This window comes from Pseudomonas putida (genome assembly GCF_002025705.1).
In the GTDB taxonomy this organism is placed as follows: Bacteria; Pseudomonadota; Gammaproteobacteria; order Pseudomonadales; family Pseudomonadaceae; genus Aquipseudomonas; species Aquipseudomonas putida_J.
Genome location: NZ_CP018846.1, coordinates 2597484 through 2615925 on the forward strand (window position 1 = coordinate 2597484; position 18442 = coordinate 2615925).

Annotated in this window: 10 protein-coding genes and 3 pseudogenes; all 13 read left to right on the forward strand. The window is 55.9% G+C overall.

The window, feature by feature from the left end; translation table 11 throughout:
* Positions 1 to 552 precede the first annotated feature (552 nt).
* Positions 553 to 2409: a type VI secretion system tip protein TssI/VgrG gene (gene tssI, locus BUQ73_RS11695; RefSeq protein WP_079228070.1), complete on the forward strand. Its 1857-nt coding sequence runs from the start codon at positions 553 to 555 to the stop codon at positions 2407 to 2409.
* A gap of 10 nt (positions 2410 to 2419) precedes the next feature.
* Positions 2420 to 3004 (forward strand): hypothetical protein, encoded by a 585-nt coding sequence (locus tag BUQ73_RS11700; RefSeq protein ID WP_079228071.1) that lies wholly within the window; start codon positions 2420 to 2422, stop codon positions 3002 to 3004.
* A 37-nt stretch (positions 3005 to 3041) separates the two neighbouring features.
* Positions 3042 to 3509 (forward strand): DcrB-related protein, encoded by a 468-nt coding sequence (locus BUQ73_RS11705; RefSeq protein ID WP_079228072.1) that lies wholly within the window; start codon positions 3042 to 3044, stop codon positions 3507 to 3509.
* A 6-nt stretch (positions 3510 to 3515) separates the two neighbouring features.
* Positions 3516 to 7736, forward strand: a complete 4221-nt coding sequence (locus BUQ73_RS11710; RefSeq protein ID WP_079228073.1) for an RHS repeat-associated core domain-containing protein — start codon at positions 3516 to 3518, stop codon at positions 7734 to 7736.
* Positions 7737 to 7754: 18 nt separating this feature from the next.
* A complete protein-coding gene (locus BUQ73_RS11715) occupies positions 7755 to 8243 on the forward strand; it encodes an SMI1/KNR4 family protein (RefSeq protein WP_079228074.1) in 489 nt (162 codons plus the stop codon).
* Positions 8244 to 8325: 82 nt separating this feature from the next.
* Positions 8326 to 8775 carry a DUF6386 family protein gene (locus BUQ73_RS11720; RefSeq protein WP_079228075.1) on the forward strand — a complete coding sequence of 150 codons (450 nt, stop codon included), beginning with the start codon at positions 8326 to 8328 and terminating at the stop codon, positions 8773 to 8775.
* Positions 8776 to 9020: 245 nt separating this feature from the next.
* Positions 9021 to 11198, forward strand: a pseudogene (locus tag BUQ73_RS11725) (RHS repeat-associated core domain-containing protein); the annotation flags it as partial.
* Positions 11195 to 11572, forward strand: coding sequence for a hypothetical protein (locus BUQ73_RS27980; protein WP_152031541.1), 378 nt, complete (start codon positions 11195 to 11197; stop codon positions 11570 to 11572). The pseudogene BUQ73_RS11725 and the gene BUQ73_RS27980, both read left to right, overlap by 4 nt.
* Before the next feature lie 345 nt (positions 11573 to 11917).
* A pseudogene (locus tag BUQ73_RS28610) lies at positions 11918 to 13569 on the forward strand (RHS repeat-associated core domain-containing protein); the annotation flags it as partial.
* A 31-nt stretch (positions 13570 to 13600) separates the two neighbouring features.
* On the forward strand, positions 13601 to 13975 hold the full coding sequence (locus BUQ73_RS28615; RefSeq protein ID WP_237772768.1) for a hypothetical protein: 375 nt from the start codon (positions 13601 to 13603) through the stop codon (positions 13973 to 13975).
* Positions 13976 to 13977: 2 nt separating this feature from the next.
* Positions 13978 to 14580: a DUF1963 domain-containing protein gene (locus BUQ73_RS11735; protein ID WP_161492843.1), complete on the forward strand. Its 603-nt coding sequence runs from the start codon at positions 13978 to 13980 to the stop codon at positions 14578 to 14580.
* Between the two features lie 803 nt (positions 14581 to 15383).
* Positions 15384 to 17759 (forward strand): annotated as a pseudogene (locus BUQ73_RS28620) (RHS repeat-associated core domain-containing protein).
* Entirely contained in the window at positions 17756 to 18391 is a 636-nt protein-coding gene (locus BUQ73_RS11755; protein ID WP_237772769.1) for an imm11 family protein, read from the forward strand. The pseudogene BUQ73_RS28620 and the gene BUQ73_RS11755 overlap by 4 nt, the downstream one beginning before the upstream one ends.
* Positions 18392 to 18442 lie beyond the last annotated feature (51 nt).

An 18442-nucleotide genomic window follows, 5' to 3' on the forward strand; every position in this document is an offset into this window, starting at 1 on the left:
TGTTCGCTCGCCGCTAGTGCCAGTACAGCCAGTGCCCACGCTAGCCATTTGCCAGAATGGATGAATGGCGAAAAATTTGAACCAATCCACGTTATGAAACATTTTTCTCCGCGAGCGTGGTGGACGCAAAAGGAAGCGGACAGCTCGAATTGGCGTGGTCAGGTATGGGCTCCGATCACCACTTGAAAAACCTTCTGCTACGGGCCATTCGGCGATGGCCCGTAGCGCTTTGGCGCAACAGTGATGGTTGCGAAAAGTGGCGATGTGATATCGCTTTGCAGGGATCTAAGCTCAGCGTTACAAGGCTTGCGATGTGTTGACAGGGCATCATTTGCCGGTGTCTCCTTTTGGGCGCTTCTGCCTGCCTGGCATTCGGCAATGTGAACCAGGTCGCATTAAATTCAACGCATGATGGCACTTTCCATCATGCCGGCAGTCGCATGATTCCGCAGGGCACGCGCGTTATGCGCGCATGCCGAATACGCCCGCAAGATCAGAGTTGTAGCTGAGCATCGCATTAGCGTGCTGGCCGTGTTTTCAAGGAGATTTCGCATGATCATGGACCTGGCCTCCGCGCTGCTGTCGCCGCAGAACCGCCGCCTGTTCAAGTTTCACAACCTGGCCAACCCCGAGCAGGAACTGCTGCTGGAAACCTTCAAGGGCGTCGAGGCCCTGTCGCGGGCGTTCAACTACGAACTGCTGCTGGTCTGCGAAGATTCCGGTGTACCGCTCAAGTCCATGATGGGCCAGCACGTCAGCATCGAGATCGAGCTGGCCGAGGGCGGCCCACGCTACATCACCGGCTACCTCACGCGCTTTGCCAGCATCGGCAGCGACGGTGGCATGGCGCGTTACACCGCCACCCTCAACCCATGGTTCTCGATGCTCAAGAACCGCTTCGACACGCGGATTTTCCAGGGCAACACGGTCGAGGAAGTGGTCACGGAGGTGTTCGCCCTGTGCCCGGCGTTCTCCCGCCACGAATTCCGCCTGACCCGCCCGCAGAAGCGCTACACCTACATCACCCAATACCGCGAAACCGACTTCAACTTCGTCCAGCGCCTGCTGGAGGAGGAGGGGATGTTCTACTACTTCGAGCACACCGCCGAAGGCCACACCATGATCATCTGCGATGATTCCAGCACCCTGGTGGACATCCCCGAACAACCGCAGATCCGCTTCCACAGCGCTTCGGTCACCGAGACCGCCGACTCCATCACCCAATGGAGCGGCAACCGCCAGTTGCAGTCCGGCAAGATGGCCACGCAGACCTTCGACTACCGCCAGCCCAACAACCGCCTGCCGGTGGCGATGAACAGCGTGAACAAGCAGGGCGACGTGGAAAACTTCGAAATCTACGACTTCCCCGGCCAGTACACCCACGGCACCTACGACGAAGGCGAAACCTTGCTGCGCCTGCGCATCGAGGCATTGGAGCTGCGTGGCAAGAAGTTCGAAGGCGCCAGTAACTGTCGGGCCATGAAGCCCGGTTATACCTTCGAGCTGCTGCAGCACTACAGCCACGACCAGGGCGCCGTCGAAGACCGCCAGTTCCTGCTGATGAGCGTGGAAAGCGAAGGCCACAACAACTACCTCAGCGGCCAGCAGGCCAGCTACTACAACACCTTCACCTGCGTGCGTAAAAAAATCCCGTTCCGCCCGCAGCTGAGCACGCCCAGGCCGACCATTGCCGGCCCGCAGACCGCCATCATCGTCGGCCCACCGGGTGAGGAGATTTTCACCGACGAACTGGGCCGAGTGAAGATCCAGTTCCACTGGGACCGCAAGGGCCAGCACAACGACCACAGTTCGTGCTGGGTGCGCGTCGCCCAGTCCGGTGCCAGCGGCGGCTTCGGCAGCATCCAGATCCCGCGGGTGGGTGACGAAGTGGTGGTGGTGTTCCTCGATGGCAACCCGGATCGCCCATTGATCATGGGCAGTCTGTACAACAGCACCAACACCCCGCCATGGTCGCTGCCGGCGAACAAGACCCAGAGCGGTTTCCTGACCCGCTCGATGAAGGGCGACGGCGGTACCGCCAACTTCTTCCGCTTCGAGGACAAGGCCGGCGCCGAGCAGATCATCATGCATGCCGAGCGCAACATGGATACCGAGATCGAGCTCGATGAGACCCATGATGTGGGCAACAACCGCGCGATCACGGTTGGCGGCACGCACACCGAGACGGTAAAGAAAGACACCGTGGTGAAAGTGACCGAGGGCTCCTACACCCTGCAGGTCGACAACCAGTTCATCCAGGTGGCGGCCAAGCAGCACATCATTCTGCAGGTCGGCGACAGCAGCATCACGCTGACCCCGGAAGGCATCGAAATCAAGGGCAAGGTCATTACCACGACCAGCTCCGACATCACCAAGATCACAGGCGCCCCGGTGCGGATCAACGACTGAGGCCAGGCTCATGTACAAACCCTCGATCTACGACCGGATCTCCGCCAGGCGCGAAGCGCTGGAAGAGGAGGCGCGCCTTGCCAAGCTGGCGGAAGAAGCCAAGGCCGCCGAACCTTTGCCTGAGCCGGAGCCGGTACCCGTGGCGCTGCAGGAGGTGGCCAGCAGTTTCACCTTCGGCGGGTTCAACTTGCAGTTTCCAGGCGGCTTTCGTTTTCGCGACATCCAGACCACTCTCGAACACGAAGGCGAAACTGTCTCGTTGAAAATCCGCCGACGCGATGCGCCTGCGCAGCAAGCACTGGAACAATTGTTCGACGCCTCGATACAGGTGCTGTGTGAGTCCAATCCAACACTGCGCGTTATACGGCAGCGTGATTGCAGCCTTGCCGGCAATGCAGCCAAGGTGCTGGATTTTCATTTTGCCGCGGGCCTTGAACAAAGACACGGCAGGCTCGTAGGTGCTCTGGTGCCAGTCCAAGGGCAGGATAAATTGCAATGGGTCGATATTTCGTGCGTGGTCGACCCCTCCAGGCCAGCGCTCAGTCTCTGGCTGATCGATTTTGACAGCATGCTGGCAGGCCTTGTCGGCAACTGAGGCGCAACCCCTTTTCGTTATCAGGAATTTTCATTACATGGACTATCAACTGCAGGAAGGTGGAATCGTGCTGCCTGAAGGCTTCCAGGACCGCACCGTCAACATGTTCGTACTGGGTGCCAGTGTTCCTGCCCCCTTGAGCATCACGGTTTCCAGGGACAATCTGCTGCCGGGTGAAGCGTTGAAAGCCTACGTCGAGCGGCAGGTGAAGATGCTTTCGTCCAAGCTGCGCAGCTACTCGCTCATGGGGACCAAAGCCGTCACCCTGTCGAGCACAGCGCCCATCGAGGGCCTGCAGATCGATGCTTACTACATGAATGAAGGCCGCCCGTTCTACCAGCGTCAGGCCGCGTTTCTGCTGACGCCTGAACGCGCACTGATTTTCTCCACAACCGCCCAGGCAGACTTCAGCCCTCAGCAGAATCAGGACTGGCAGAACCTGCTGGCGAGCTTCCAGCCCAGTACGAACGGTGGAGCGACTACCGAGCCAAGCGAACAGGAGTAACCCCTCATGTTCGAAGCGGCCAGGTTCGGCGACGAAATTTCGCATACCAGCGCGCTCGGAGGGTTCCTGCTGGGAGCCGCCTTGGGTATCGCGCTGGTAGCCACGGTGGCCATCGCCACCTTCACCTGTGGGTTCGGTGTCGCACTGCTGGCGGGTATGGCAGCAGGTATTGGCGGCAGCCTGCTCACGGCTGCAGGGGAGGCGTGGGGGCGAAGTAGGTCGTCCCCCTCAGGTACGATAGCCACCGCGTCACCCAATGTGTTCATCAACAGCCTCAAAGCCGCACGCGTCGAGAAAAGCATCGGCGCCTGCGACAAGCACCCCGGGCCGGTGAAGATCGCCGAAGGCTCGACCAACGTCTTCATCAACAGCGTGGCGGCTGCGCGCAAAGGCGACAAGCTGACCTGTGGTGCGAGCATTTCCGGTGGTTCGGACAATGTGTTCATTGGTGGTGGTACCTACCAGTACCTACCGGTGGACGACGAAGTCCCGCAATGGCTGCGCACCACCGTGGATGTACTGATGGCCATCGCCGGTGCCGCCGGTGGTATCGCCCAGTTGATCAAGGCCGGCACCCAGGCCGGCATGAAAGCGATCATGCCCTGCGCCCTGAAATTCACTGCAGGCTTCGTTGCGGGGGAGGTGGCAAGCCGCTATGTGGTCGAGCCCGTGGCTCGCAGAGCCATTGGCGGCCTCGTCGGCAACCCGGTCGACCTCACCACCGGGCGCAAACTGATCCCTGATGAAATCGACTTCAGCCTGCCCGGCCTGATGCCCATCGAATGGTCGCGCTTCTACGCCAGCGACCTCACCGTCGACAGCGTGCTCGGCCGCGGCTGGGTGCTGCCCTGGGAACAAAGCCTGCGCCGCCAGGGCTCATTCATCTACCTCACCGACAACCAGGGCCGCGAGGTCCCATTCGTGACCCTGCAACCGGGCGAGCGCATCTACAACCCGCACGAGCAGGTGTACCTGGTCTGCACCGAAGGCGGTCACTACCTGCTGCAGACCCTCGATAACCTGTTCTTCTACTTCGGCGAAGTCCCCGACACCAATACCGAAGTGCCGCTGCAGCGCATCGAAAACGCCCTCGCCCACTTCCTGCACTTCACCCGCACGCCCGACGGCACCCTGACCGACATCAGCGCCACCGGCGGCACCCGCGTGCACCTGCACTACGACAACCCACTGGGTCGCCTGACCGACATCAAGCGCGTGGTCAACAACCAGGCCGTCGAAACCCTCACCCAGTACCGTTACGACGAACATGGCCAGCTGAGCGCGGTGATCAACCGCAACGGCGACACCGTGCGCAACTTCAGCTACGCCGAAGGCCTGATGGTGACCCACAGCAACGCCCTGGGCCTGGGCTGCCACTACCGCTGGGAAACCCTCGGCGATAAACCGCGCGTGGTCGAGCACTGGACCAGCGATGGCGAGCACTACCACTTCCGCTACGACCTCGACGCCCGCACCAGCTGGGCCACCGACGTTCTCGGCCGCGAGCTGGAAGTGCAGTACAACGCCGATCACCGCGTGATCGCCAGCCGTGACTACGGTGGTGAACGTTACGCCATCGAGCTGGACGGGCAGGGCAACATGGTCGGCCTGAGCCTGCCGGACGGCAACCGGCTCGCGTTCCAGTACGACGAGTTCGCCCGCCTGCTCGAAGAAACCGACCCGCTCGGGCGCAAGATCCAGTACGAGTACCACCACCTGACCACGCTGGTGACCCAGGTCAGCTATCCGGACGGCAGCACCTGGCGAGCGCGCTACGACGACAAGGGCAACCTGCTCGCCGAGTTCGATGCCCTCGGCCAGATGACCGAGTACCTCAACAGCGACGACGGCCTGCCGCACACCATCATCGATGCGACCTACAAGTCCAAGTACCTGTGGTGGAACACCCTGGCCCAGGTCGAGCGCTATCAGGATTGCTCGGGCAAGAGCACTTACTACCGCTACGACGAGCGTCAGCACCTGGTAGCGGTGACCGATGCGCTGAACCAGACCACCACCCTGGAGCGCAAACCGGACGGTGAGGTGCTGCGCATCACTCATCCGGACGGCACCAAGGAAACCTTCAGCTACAACGTCTACGGCCAGGTGCTCAGCCACACCGACGGCAAGGGCCAGACCACTCGCCTGATGCGCACCGCCCGTGGCCTGCCCAGCAGCCGCGAAGATGCCAAGGGCCAGCGGGTGCGGTACGAGTACGACAAGGCCATTCGCCTGACCGCGCTGGTCAACGAGAACAATGCGACGTACAGCTTTGCCTACGACGTGTCGGATCGCCTGAGCGAGGAAGTGCGGGTGGACAACCTGACCCGGCGCTTCAGCTACAACGTCGGTGGCCACCTGACCCGACTGGATGAAATCGGCTACGGCGAAAATGCCGAGCGGCCCGAGCGGCGCACCCTGTTCGAGCGCGACAGCATTGGTCGTTTGATTGGCAAGCTGAACCGCGATGCACAGCAGCAGTTCACCTACGACGATGGCGACCGGCTGCTGAGTATCGAGCGGCACCCGAGCGGAATCGGCAAGCAGCTTGGGGTGACCGAGGAAAAGCTGGCGTACACCTACGATGTGCTGGGGCGGCTGACGCAAGAAATCACGCCCGATGGCACGCTGGGCTACGAGTACGATCCGCTCAGCAACCTGACCACGCTGACATTGCCAGATGGCCGCAAGGTCAACCACCTGTACTACGGCAGCGGGCACCTTCATCAGCTGAACCTCGATGGCCAGGTCATCAGCGACATGGAGCGTGATGACCTGCACCGCGAGGTCTACCGCACCCAGGGCAAGCTCACCAGTTGCTTCGGCTACGACGCGATGGGACGCAAGGCTTGGCAGTTTGCTTCGACCTTGCCCGCCGACAAGCTGTCGCAGGTGCACAACACCGGCATCAATACGTCGCTGCTGGTGGAGCATGCCTACAACCCGATTCACCGCCGCTACCAGTACGATCCGGCCGGAGAACTGGTGCGCACCCTCGACAAGTTGCGTGGCGAGATCAAGTACGAGTACGAAGCCAACGGGCAGTTGCGTAGCCGTGATACCGGCTCGCTGGTAGGCAGTGAAGAGTTTCGCTACGACGCGGCGGCCAACCGCCTGGACTTCAACGCCCGGCAGTTTGACAAGGTCAAGGACAACCGGATCAAGCAGTGGCGCGATCAGGAATACCGCTATGACCCGTGGGGCAACCTGATCGAGAAGCGCTCGGGGCACAGCAAGCTGCAGTACTTCGCCTATGACTGCGAGAACCGGCTGGTTAAAGCTGAAACGTATGTCGGTGGCAGACTGGAGAGCACCGGGCAGTACCGTTATGACAGTTTGGGGCGGCGAGTCGCCAAGCAAGCCGAAATCAACGGTGAGGTGGAGCAGAAGCGCTTCCTCTGGCAAGGCTTGAGGATGCTGCGCGAGGAGACACCTGGGCGGAGCACCTTGTACCTGTATGAGCCGGTTAGCTATGCACCATTGGCGCGGGTTGATCAGGCAGAAGGGGAAGAGCAGAAGCTTTACTACTTTCACACGGATCAGATTGGTACGCCGCTGGAGCTGACTGACAGCGAAGGCATGATCGTTTGGCAGGCCATTTATCGCTCGTGGGGTTCGGTCGATCAGCTAATCATTAGTGAAGTCGACCAAAATCTACGCTTCCAAGGCCAGTACTTTGATGACGAAACGGACCTGCATTATAATACTTTCAGATATTATGATGCTCAGAGTGGCCGTTTCTTTAGCCAAGATCCTGTAGGGTTGTTGGGGGGTGCAAATCTTTATCGTTATACACCAAATCCATGCACATGGATTGATCCGTGGGGGTGGGCATATAAAGGTGTCGATTTTACTGGTTCCCCAGACTTGTTCCCAGTATCCGGAAATCAAAAAAACATCGTGACCATAACTATGCAGGGCTCCAGAGGGCGGGACTTTACTCAAGCATTCAAAGAGGCTGGCATTAAAGCTTCTAATCCTGCCGTCGATGATTATACATGGCACCACGTGGATGACTTCGATCCCAAGACAGGGAAGACGACTATGCAGCTTGTTAAGACATCGGCACATGAAGCAACTTTCCCGCATGGTGGGTCTGTGTCTCAATATGAAAAGCATTTCGGATTGCGCTCGGGACGTTATGGTAAGCCAGAGTCGATTGCTGTTGCTCAAGATAAAGGATGGCTTAAAGGCCGTGCTCCAAAAACTAATACCGGAACATGCTGATTTGAGGAGTGTTTTATTATGTCGATAAAGTTGTCTAGGTCTGAGCCAGCGATTGATGCTCGTGATGTCGAAGCACTTGAAATTCAGATCTCCACTCAGTTGCCTGAGTCATTCAGGCAGTTTTTTTTGACGCAGAATGGTGGCGTATCTAATAGAGATTGGTGGGATGGTGATGGCGAAAACGAAGCGATTCGGCTGAAAAGGTTTAAAGCTATTGCCCGGTCTGGTGCTCAAGATGCTTCTGATACAAAGTATCTAGGGGGGTGCTACACCGCAATGACGAAGCGGCAAGTTATACCTGCTACTTTACTTCCATTTGCAATTGATGATGGCGGTAATTTTTTCTGCCTTGATTTGGCCGATGGGTGCGTATGTTTTTATGCAACCGATTCTTTTGACTCTGATTTGACTGTAACTGAAAATCAGGTGAATGCTTATCGTTGGCTTGCTGGGACATTTGATGATTTTGTGTCAGGCCTGAAGAATGAATCGGACGTAGATTTGTGAGAGTTGTTTAGAATTCGCTGAAGGTTGAGCCAGTTGTTTGGCTTTGCGGTAAAGTAGGGGCGCACAATTAATCGTGTGAGATATGGTTGGCGAATTTACTGTGGTAACTGACACTGCGACACTGGCAATTTTTGATATGCAAGCAATACGCCATCGGGTTGCTGATACCTTTGATTGGTGGAGTATTCAAAGTGATGAAATTCTTGAGGTGAATGCGGGTAATATTGCTTTTCTCAATTTGGGTGAGGACGGTAAATATCAGGTGAAAATCGTAGACCAATTGGAGGCGCCGAGCGGCGGTGTTTATTTGAAGGTGCCTTCCGGTCGGGTTTTCATAGGCGCCGGAGAAGATACTTCGGGAGGGGGTTTAGAACCGGATGGTTCAGATTCAGTTCAAGGTGAGTTTTATGATGTTGAGGCTGGTAACTACTTAATGAGCTATAAGGTTGAGGGCGAGGCAATATGCTTGGCATTCTCGCCATCTAGTAAGTCTACTAACACTTTCACTGATTCTGTAAGACTTGTTATTTAAGGTCTCGATAGGGTTGGTAGGTTTCTCAGTGTCGGTGGTTTTTAGGTTGGCTCTTTAACAATAAGCTGTAAGGCGGCTGACAAAATCGTCAGCCTGCCCTGGTGCTTAGTTGTTCTCAAAGGTGTTATTGTTGTGGGCTCGACATTTTAATTTTAATGTCCCTCTTGAAGTTAGCCGCAGCCATGGATAGCTATGGGTGTGTAGTTATTCCAGTATTGCTCATGCTTTCTGCATGGCGTTAATGCAAACCGGACGGCGAAGTGCTGCGCATCATCCATCCGGATGGCACCAAGGAAACCTTCAGCTACAACGTCTACGGCCAGGTGCTCAGCCACACCGACGGCAAGGGCCAGACCACTCGCCTGATGCGCACCGCCCGTGGCCTGCCCAGCAGCCGCGAAGATGCCAAGGGCCAGCGAGTACGCTACGAGTACGACAAGGCGATCCGCCTGACCGCGCTGGTCAACGAGAACAACGCGACGTACAGCTTTGCTTACGACGTATCGGACCGGTTGAGCGAAGAAGTGCGGGTGGATAACCTGACCCGGCGCTTCAGCTACAACGTTGGTGGCCATCTCACTCGGCTGGATGAAATTGGCTACGGCGACAATGCCGAGCGGCCCGAGCGGCACACGCTGTTCGAGCGCGACAGCATTGGCCGCTTGATCGCCAAGCTGAACCGCGATGCACAGCAGCAGTTCACCTACGACGAAGGCGACCGGCTGCTGAGTATCGAGCGGCACCCGAGCGGAATCGGCAAGCAGCTTGGGGTGACCGAGGAAAAGCTGGCGTACACCTACGATGTGCTGGGGCGGCTGACGCAAGAAATCACGCCCGATGGCACGCTGGGCTACGAGTACGATCCGCTCAGCAACCTGACCACGCTGACATTGCCAGATGGCCGCAAGGTCAACCACCTGTACTACGGCAGCGGGCACCTTCATCAGCTGAACCTGGATGGCCAGGTCATCAGCGACATGGAGCGTGATGACCTGCACCGCGAGGTCTACCGCACCCAGGGCAAGCTCACCAGTTGCTTCGGCTACGACGCGATGGGACGCAAGGCTTGGCAGTTTGCTTCGACCTTGCCCGCCGACAAGCTGTCGCAGGTGCACAACACCGGCATCAATACGTCGCTGCTGGTGGAGCATGCCTACAACCCGATTCACCGCCGCTACCAGTACGATCCGGCCGGAGAACTGGTGCGCACCCTCGACAAGTTGCGTGGCGAGATCAAGTACGAGTACGAAGCCAACGGGCAGTTGCGTAGCCGTGATACCGGCTCGCTGGTAGGCAGTGAAGAGTTTCGCTACGACGCGGCGGCCAACCGCCTGGACTTCAACGCCCGGCAGTTTGACAAGGTCAAGGACAACCGGATCAAGCAGTGGCGGGATCAGGAGTACAGATACGACCCGTGGGGCAACCTGATCGAGAAGCGCTCGGGGCACAGCAAGCTGCAGCACTTTGCCTATGACTGTGAGAACCGGCTGGTTAAAGCTGAAACGTATGTCGGTGGCAGGCTGGAGAGCTGCGGGCAGTACCGGTATGACAGCCTGGGACGGCGGGTGGCCAAGCAGGCGGAGATCAACGGTAAAGTCGAGCACAAGCGCTTCCTCTGGCAAGGGCTGAGGATGCTGCGCGAGGAGACGCCTAGGCAGAGCATCTTGTACCTGTATGAGCCGGGGAGCTATGCGCCGTTGGCGCGGGTTGATCAAGTGGAAGGGGAGGAACAGAAGCTTTACTACTTCCACACGGATCAGATTGGCACGCCGCTGGAACTGACGGACAGCGATGGCAAGATCGTCTGGCAGGCGACGTATCGCTCGTGGGGGGCCGTGGAGCAGCTGGCTATTAGTGAAGTCGAGCAAAATCTACGCTTCCAAGGCCAGTACTTTGATGGCGAAACCGGCCTGCACTACAATACCTTCCGCTACTATGATCCTGAACTTGGACGCTTTTTTACACACGATCCAATAGGCTTGGATGGAGGACACAATCTCTATCGTTATGTGTCCAGCCCCTTCACAGGAATTGACCCTTGGGGGTGGTGCGAGAAGAAAGGTATGGGGGTGAGCAAATCTGGGCATCATGTGCCGTCGGTGCGAAAGTCAAAAGGTAGACCTTTCGCAGTGTCTAGATCTGATAAAACGCGGCCAACGTTGTTCCCGAAAGGTGAAAATCCAGAGCACGAACATTGGCTTCTACATGAGGCAGAAAGAGGACCAATTGGTCCGCGACAAGGCGATTTCAAGGGCACAGATGATCAACTTTTTGCGGCGTATCGTGAGGCTTATAAGGATCTGGATCATATCAAGGTTGATGTGGTTTCGCCCAACGGAACTCATGTTCTTGGTGAGAGTGTGACGCCGCGCGCCGCGGTAGACTTAATAGAAAATTGGCTAAAAGAGAGTGGCTTAAGATGAAAATTGATTCTTTGAATGCTTTAAAAAGTATAATTCAGCGGGCTGGTTTTTTTGAGGCTGTAGTATCAGGAGTAAATGACTGGGATGAGGCATTAGATGAGCGCGATGAGGAAGATTTCGACTCTGCATGGTCCGATGCATATGAAAAATTAAAGAGTCTTGAATACTCGTCGGCGGGCGATGAAGAGGTTGTAAGTGATGTTCGCGAGTCAGTGTTTAAAAAAATATATTCATTGACTAAGAGTTCAGATGTCGCTGGCTATATATCCGATGATATAGGTTTGGTGGCTGATTCTATATCTAAGTCATGCAATATTGAGTGGGTGGAAAGTTTGTTTGAGGTGTATTGCGCGGGTAAATTCCCTAATCGATAGCGTATAAAGGCTTTTGTATTCTGTGTGCGTAAAAATCCGGGCTATTGCATTAAAAGGGGTGGCTTTGCTAGCGTGGCTTAAGTCTTGCGATTGCTTGCTGCTCTTTGTGGTGGAATGCAATCAATTTGCACAAACCCTTAACCACCTCCCGCGCCCAGTGGATTAATAATTTTCGTTGCTAGGTTGGTTTTGCTACGCTCTGCGATGTGTTCTCTAATAATTTGACTATCAAGTGATATTACTCCCCAAGCGGGTGGTCAATTATGTGGAGTTACGAATCTAATTATGCCTTCTGGTCGTAGTTATCAATCCGCAGAGCATAGACATCACGACCCATAGCCGACGACCCCGCTGGTGACTCAGGTCAGCTATCCGGATGGCAGCACCTGGCGAGCGCGCTACGACGACAAGGGCAACCTGCTCGCCGAATTCGATGGCCTCGGCCAGATGACCGAGTACCTCAACAGCGACGACGGCCTCCCGCACACCATCATTGATGCGACCTACAAGTCCAAGTACCTGTGGTGGAACACCCTGGCCCAGGTCGAGCGCTATCAGGATTGCTCGGGCAAGAGCATACCCTGTTCGAGCGCGACAGCATTGGCCGCTTGATCGCCAAGCTGAACCGCGATGCACAGCAGCAGTTCACCTACGACGAAGGCGACCGGCTGCTGAGCATCGAGCGGCACCCGAGTGGACTCGGCAAGCAGCTTGGGGTGACCGAGGAAAAGCTGGCGTACACCTACGATGTGCTGGGGCGGCTGACGCAAGAAATCACGCCCGATGGCACGCTGGGCTACGAGTACGATCCGCTCAGCAACCTGACCACGCTGACATTGCCAGATGGGCGCAAGGTCAACCACCTGTACTACGGCAGCGGGCACCTTCATCAGCTGAACCTGGATGGCCAGGTCATCAGCGACATGGAGCGTGATGACCTGCACCGCGAGGTCTACCGCACCCAGGGCAAGCTCACCAGTTGCTTCGGCTACGACGCGATGGGACGCAAGGCTTGGCAGTTTGCTTCGACCTTGCCCGCCGACAAGCTGTCGCAGGTGCACAACACCGGCATCAATACGTCGCTGCTGGTGGAGCATGCCTACAACCCGATTCACCGTCGCTACCAGTACGATCCGGCCGGAGAACTGGTGCGCACCCTCGACAAGTTGCGTGGCGAGATCAAGTACGAGTACGAAGCCAACGGGCAGTTGCGTAGCCGTGATACCGGCTCGCTGGTAGGCAGTGAAGAGTTTCGCTACGACGCGGCGGCCAACCGCCTGGACTTCAACGCCCGGCAGTTTGACAAGGTCAAGGACAACCGGATCAAGCAGTGGCGGGATCAGGAGTACAGATACGACCCGTGGGGCAACCTGATCGAGAAGCGCTCGGGGCACAGCAAGCTGCAGCACTTTGCCTATGACTGTGAGAACCGGCTGGTTAAAGCTGAAACGTATGTCGGTGGCAGGCTGGAGAGCACCGGGCAGTACCGCTATGACAGCCTGGGGCGGCGAGTGGCCAAACAGGCTGAAATCAACGGTGAGGTGGAGCAGAAGCGCTTCCTCTGGCAAGGCTTGAGGATGCTGCGCGAGGAGACACCTGGGCGGAGCACCTTGTACCTGTATGAGCCGGTTAGCTATGCACCATTGGCGCGGGTTGATCAGGCAGAAGGGGAAGAGCAGAAGCTTTACTACTTCCACACGGACCAGATTGGTACGCCGCTGGAGCTGACGGACACCGACGGCAAGCTCGTTTGGCAGGCAACGTATCGCTCATGGGGTGAGATTGAGCAGATACCTATAAATGACGTTGAGCAAAATCTGCGCTTACAAGGCCAGTATTTTGATAGCGAAACGAAGCTTCACTATAACTTGTTTCGCTACTATGGGCCTGATGCTGGAAGGTTTTTGACTCAAGACCCGATAGGGTTAGAGGGGGGGGTAAATCTTTACAAATATGCACCTAACCCTATCGGGTGGGTGGATCCTCTTGGATTGGCCAATCTGTTTGAATTAGGCACCTATGGGGGGGTTGAATGGTGAACTCCATGTTGGAGATAATTTACAGGCACATGAGTTGCTGAGGCATGAGTTTCTTGTTCAGCAAGAAGTGGCGACAAAAGCTACACGTCTTTCTGGTAATCCTTCTATTGCGCTTGATTTAGATTACCATACACGCGGGCCAGCGAAAGATACCCGTGGCATAGGTGGGGCGCATTGGCATGAGACTCAGATAAGAGCAAGTCAAGGGCTTGGAAAGAACGATTTTGCACCTGGTCTTAAGCGAGAGTTAGATATTACATCGGGCGCATTGCGGAAGGCCGGCGTGCCGGCAAGTAGAGTAAAGGCTCTTAAGAAGCAAGCTAAGAAATTCTATCGCAGTCTTAGTGGCTGTGCAGGAGGATGATTATGAAAGTTAACAAATTAGTCTCGGTTTCAGGCAGTGGGCCATTTATCTTTGGTGGTGATAGCGCTTTTCTAATGGATTGGCCAAAAAACCCAGATGGCCAGGATTTGTTGCTTTTGTTTACTGTTGACTGTAAGTCTGCGCAGCAGTACTTAAAAAGGTCGGACCTTCCCTCTGAAGGTTTTTTGCATGTATTCTCCACATATGATTCGGACGAATATTTCATTGATTCGATTACCGCCGATGAGGTGCAGCAAAATAAAGGAATAGCTTCATATACTTACGTTGTTCATACTGACGCTACTCATTCAATTAAATCGCCTCGGCCATCAATGCCTCTTCGGTTTGCAAGTTTTGAAGAGTGCATAATTGATGATGATGAGCTATCGGTTTCTTCATTGTTCGCCCTTATTGCTCCAGCGGGTGCGCTTATACCTGAGGCGCTTTCTGATAATTACAATTTTTTATGTCAAGTGTATTCTTCTGATTTTCCTGCTCCCTTCCAGGATGCGCTTTATATGACGGATGGGGTTGGGTATTTACTTATCAATAAGCATGTCGGTAATGGCAAGAGTGATGGCTGCTTCTTTGTGCAGGTTGCTTAGAAAATTCGGGTGGAGTAGAAGCTTTTCGCGTTGATCTTTAAAAACAAAGTATACGGGACTGAGGTATAATCCCCAGTCCTGTTGGCGAAGTACTTGGTACCAACACCGAAGTGGCGTTGCAGCGCATCGAAAACGCCCTCGGCCACTTCCTGCACTTCACCCGCACACCCGACGGCACCCTGACCGACATCAAGCGCGTGGTCGACAACCAGGCCGTCGAAACCCTCACCCAGTACCGCTACGACGAACACGGCCAGCTGAGCGCGGTGATCAACCGCAACGGCGACACCGTGCGCAACTTCAGCTACGCCGAAGGCCTGATGGTAACCCACAGCAACGCCCTGGGCCTGGGCTGCCACTACCGCTGGGAAACCATGGGCGGCCAACCACGCGTGGTCGAGCACTGGACCAGCGATGGCGAGCACTACCACTTCCGCTACGACCTCGACGCCCGCACCAGCTGGGCCACCGACGTGCTCGGCCGTGAACTGGAAGTGCAGTACAACGCCGATCACCGCGTGATCGCCAGCCGTGACTACGGTGGTGAACGTTACGCCATCGAGCTGGACGAGCAGGGCAACATGGTCGGCCTGAGCCTGCCGGACGGCAACCGGCTCACGTTCCAGTACGACGAGTTCGCCCGCCTGCTCGAAGAAACCGACCCGCTCGGGCGCAAGATCCAGTACGAGTACCACCACCTGACCACGCTGGTGACCCAGGTCAGCTACCCGGATGGCAGCACCTGGCGAGCGCGCTACGACGACAAGGGCAACCTGCTCGCCGAGTTCGATGCCCTCGGCCAGATGACCGAGTACCTCAACAGCGACGACGGCCTGCCGCACACCATCATCGATGCGACCTACAAGTCCAAGTACCTGTGGTGGAACACCCTGGCCCAGGTCGAGCGCTATCAGGATTGCTCGGGCAAGAGCACTTACTACCGCTACGACGAGCGTCAGCACCTGGTAGCGGTGACCGATGCGCTGAACCAGACCACCACCCTGGAGCGCAAGCCGGACGGTGAGGTGCTGCGCATCATTCATCCGGACGGCACCAAGGAAACCTTCAGCTACAACATCTACGGCCAGGTACTCAGCCACACCGACGGCAAGGGCCAGACTACCCGCCTGATGCGCACCGCCCGTGGCCTGCCCAGCAGCCGCTAGGATGCCAAGGGCCAGCGGGTGCGTTACGAGTACGACAAGGCCATCCGCCTGACCGCGCTGGTCAACGAGAACAACGCGACCTACAGCTTTGCCTATGACGTGTCGGACCGGCTGAGCGAAGAAGTGCGGGTGGACAACCTGACCCGGCTGGATGAAATCGGCTATGGCGAAAATGCCGAGCGGCCCGAGCGGCACACCCTGTTCGAGCGCGACAGCATTGGCCGCTTGATCGCCAAGCTGAACCGCGATGCACAGCAGCAGTTCACCTACGACGAAGGCGACCGGCTGCTGAGTATCGAGCGGCACCCGAGCGGAATCGGCAAGCAGCTTGGGGTGACCGAGGAAAAGCTGGAGTACACCTACGATGTGCTGGGGCGGCTGACGCAAGAAATCACGCCCGATGGCACGCTGGGCTACGAGTACGATCCGCTCAGCAACCTGACCACGCTGACATTGCCAGATGGCCGCAAGGTCAACCACCTGTACTACGGCAGCGGGCACCTTCATCAGCTGAACCTCGATGGCCAGGTCATCAGCGACATGGAGCGTGATGACCTGCACCGCGAGGTCTACCGCACCCAGGGCAAGCTCACCAGTTGCTTCGGCTACGACGCGATGGGACGCAAGGCTTGGCAGTTTGCTTCGACCTTGCCCGCCGACAAGCTGTCGCAGGTGCACAACACCGGCATCAATACGTCGCTGCTGGTGGAGCATGCCTACAACCCGATTCACCGTCGCTACCAGTACGATCCGGCCGGAGAACTGGTGCGCACCCTCGACAAGTTGCGTGGCGAGATCAAGTACGAGTACGAAGCCAACGGGCAGTTGCGTAGCCGTGATACCGGCTCGCTGGTAGGCAGTGAAGAGTTTCGCTACGACGCGGCGGCCAACCGCCTGGACTTCAACGCCCGGCAGTTTGACAAGGTCAAGGACAACCGGATCAAGCAGTGGCGGGATCAGGAGTACAGATACGACCCGTGGGGCAACCTGATCGAGAAGCGCTCGGGGCACAGCAAGCTGCAGTACTTTGCCTATGACTGCGAGAACCGACTGGTTAAAGCTGAAACTTATGTCGGTGGCAGACTGGAGAGCACCGGGCAGTACCGTTATGACAGCTTGGGACGGCGGGTGGCCAAGCAGGTTGAAATCAATGGCGAAATCGAGCAGAAGCACTTCCTCTGGCAAGGCTTGAGGATGCTGCGCGAGGAGACGCCTGGGCAGAGTATCTTGTACCTGTATGAGCCGGGTAGCTATGCGCCGTTGGCGCGGGTTGATCAGACAGAAGGGGAAGAGCAGAAGCTTTACTACTTCCACACGGACCAGATCGGTACGCCGCTGGAGTTGACGGACAGTGATGGCAAGATCGTATGGCAGGCGACATATCGCTCATGGGGTGATGTAGAGCAGCTGGCCGTTAACGAAATCGAGCAGAATCTCCGCTTCCAAGGTCAATACTTTGATAGTGAAACGGGACTGCACTACAACACGTTCAGATTCTATGATTCCGAGGTTGGGCGTTTCATTACCCAAGACCCCATGGGGTTGGGTGGTGGCATTAATGTTTATTCGTATGCTACAAGTCCAATTCAAGAAGTTGACCCGCTAGGATGGTGCTCGACAAAGCTGGGCAAAAATATGGGGGCCAGGAAGGGTGATGGCATGGCGAATCATAACCTCATCCCTGAAGAAATCATGAAGAAGCCCCGTTATGCAAAAATGTTTAACAAGCTTCGATCAATGGGCTTTGGCGACGACGGCGCATCCAATGGAATATTCTTGCCTGGTAGCAAAAAACTGACGGAGAAAATTGACCTCCCAGGGCACTGGTCGAATCATGCTAAATATACAAAAGTAGTGGAGACTAAAGTCTCGGCGCTGAATGATGCATTTAGGGCTGGCAAAGTTTCTGATACTCAGCTGGTGCTGGGTATTGGAAAGGTTCAGAATTTCGCAAGAGAAAATCTCATGAATAATAATTTTGTAGTAGATGCTGTCACTGGGAGGCTTTTGTGAGAAATTCCAAATATTACGTTATGCGATACTGTTCGCAGGATAGTGGCTGTCCTATTGTATTGTCGGGCTTTTTCAATTGTGATGAGTTTGAGTGGGATTCTTTCGAGCTCAATCCGATGGCGCTAAACATAGAGAACAGATATTCTTTAGAGCTGTCTGGTTTGGAAATGTCGCTTGGTGATCTGGATTTTGACTATTACCAGTTGGGTGAGGCTTTTGTCTCCAAAAAGTTTTTAGGTGTCTGCGATAAGCTGGGAGCAAAGTATAAGGCTATCCCATTGGAAATTTCCTTTAAGGGGGGTTCTCGGAAAGATGAGTTTTTCATATTTCTTCCTGGTGAAAGCCTGGCGGCATTAGATAAAGCCAAGTCGGTATTCGAAGTATCTAAAGACATGGAGAGCGGCGTCGAAATTGAAAGTCCGATTTATCCAGGCTCTGTGAGTATTGATAGTATTAAGAAATTTGTCATCTCTCCAGCGCTGGATGCGGATATTTTTAGATGTCAGGAAACTTTAGAATTATTCTGCAGTGACAGGTTTAAGTCTGCTGCAGGCGATTTGAAGGGTCTTGCATTTGAGGGTGTTGATGAGCATTATGCATACGACGCTTGGGCAGAATTAAATGATATTTGATTGTATTTTGAGTTGCTTGTAAAGTCAGTGTGAGTTGCGGCTGTCAGATAG

Bases quoted from the DNA above. Each gene is read 5' to 3' on its own strand.
- tssI (WP_079228070.1), top strand. From the start codon at position 553: ATGATCATGGACCTGGCCTCCGCGCTGCTGTCGCCGCAGAACCGCCGC.
- BUQ73_RS11700 (WP_079228071.1), top strand. From the start codon at position 2,420: ATGTACAAACCCTCGATCTACGACCGGATCTCCGCCAGGCGCGAAGCG.
- BUQ73_RS11715 (WP_079228074.1), top strand. From the start codon at position 7,755: ATGTCGATAAAGTTGTCTAGGTCTGAGCCAGCGATTGATGCTCGTGAT.
- BUQ73_RS11735 (WP_161492843.1), top strand. From the start codon at position 13,978: ATGAAAGTTAACAAATTAGTCTCGGTTTCAGGCAGTGGGCCATTTATC.
- BUQ73_RS11705 (WP_079228072.1), top strand. From the start codon at position 3,042: ATGGACTATCAACTGCAGGAAGGTGGAATCGTGCTGCCTGAAGGCTTC.
- BUQ73_RS11720 (WP_079228075.1), top strand. From the start codon at position 8,326: ATGGTTGGCGAATTTACTGTGGTAACTGACACTGCGACACTGGCAATT.
- BUQ73_RS27980 (WP_152031541.1), top strand. From the start codon at position 11,195: ATGAAAATTGATTCTTTGAATGCTTTAAAAAGTATAATTCAGCGGGCT.
- BUQ73_RS11710 (WP_079228073.1), top strand. From the start codon at position 3,516: ATGTTCGAAGCGGCCAGGTTCGGCGACGAAATTTCGCATACCAGCGCG.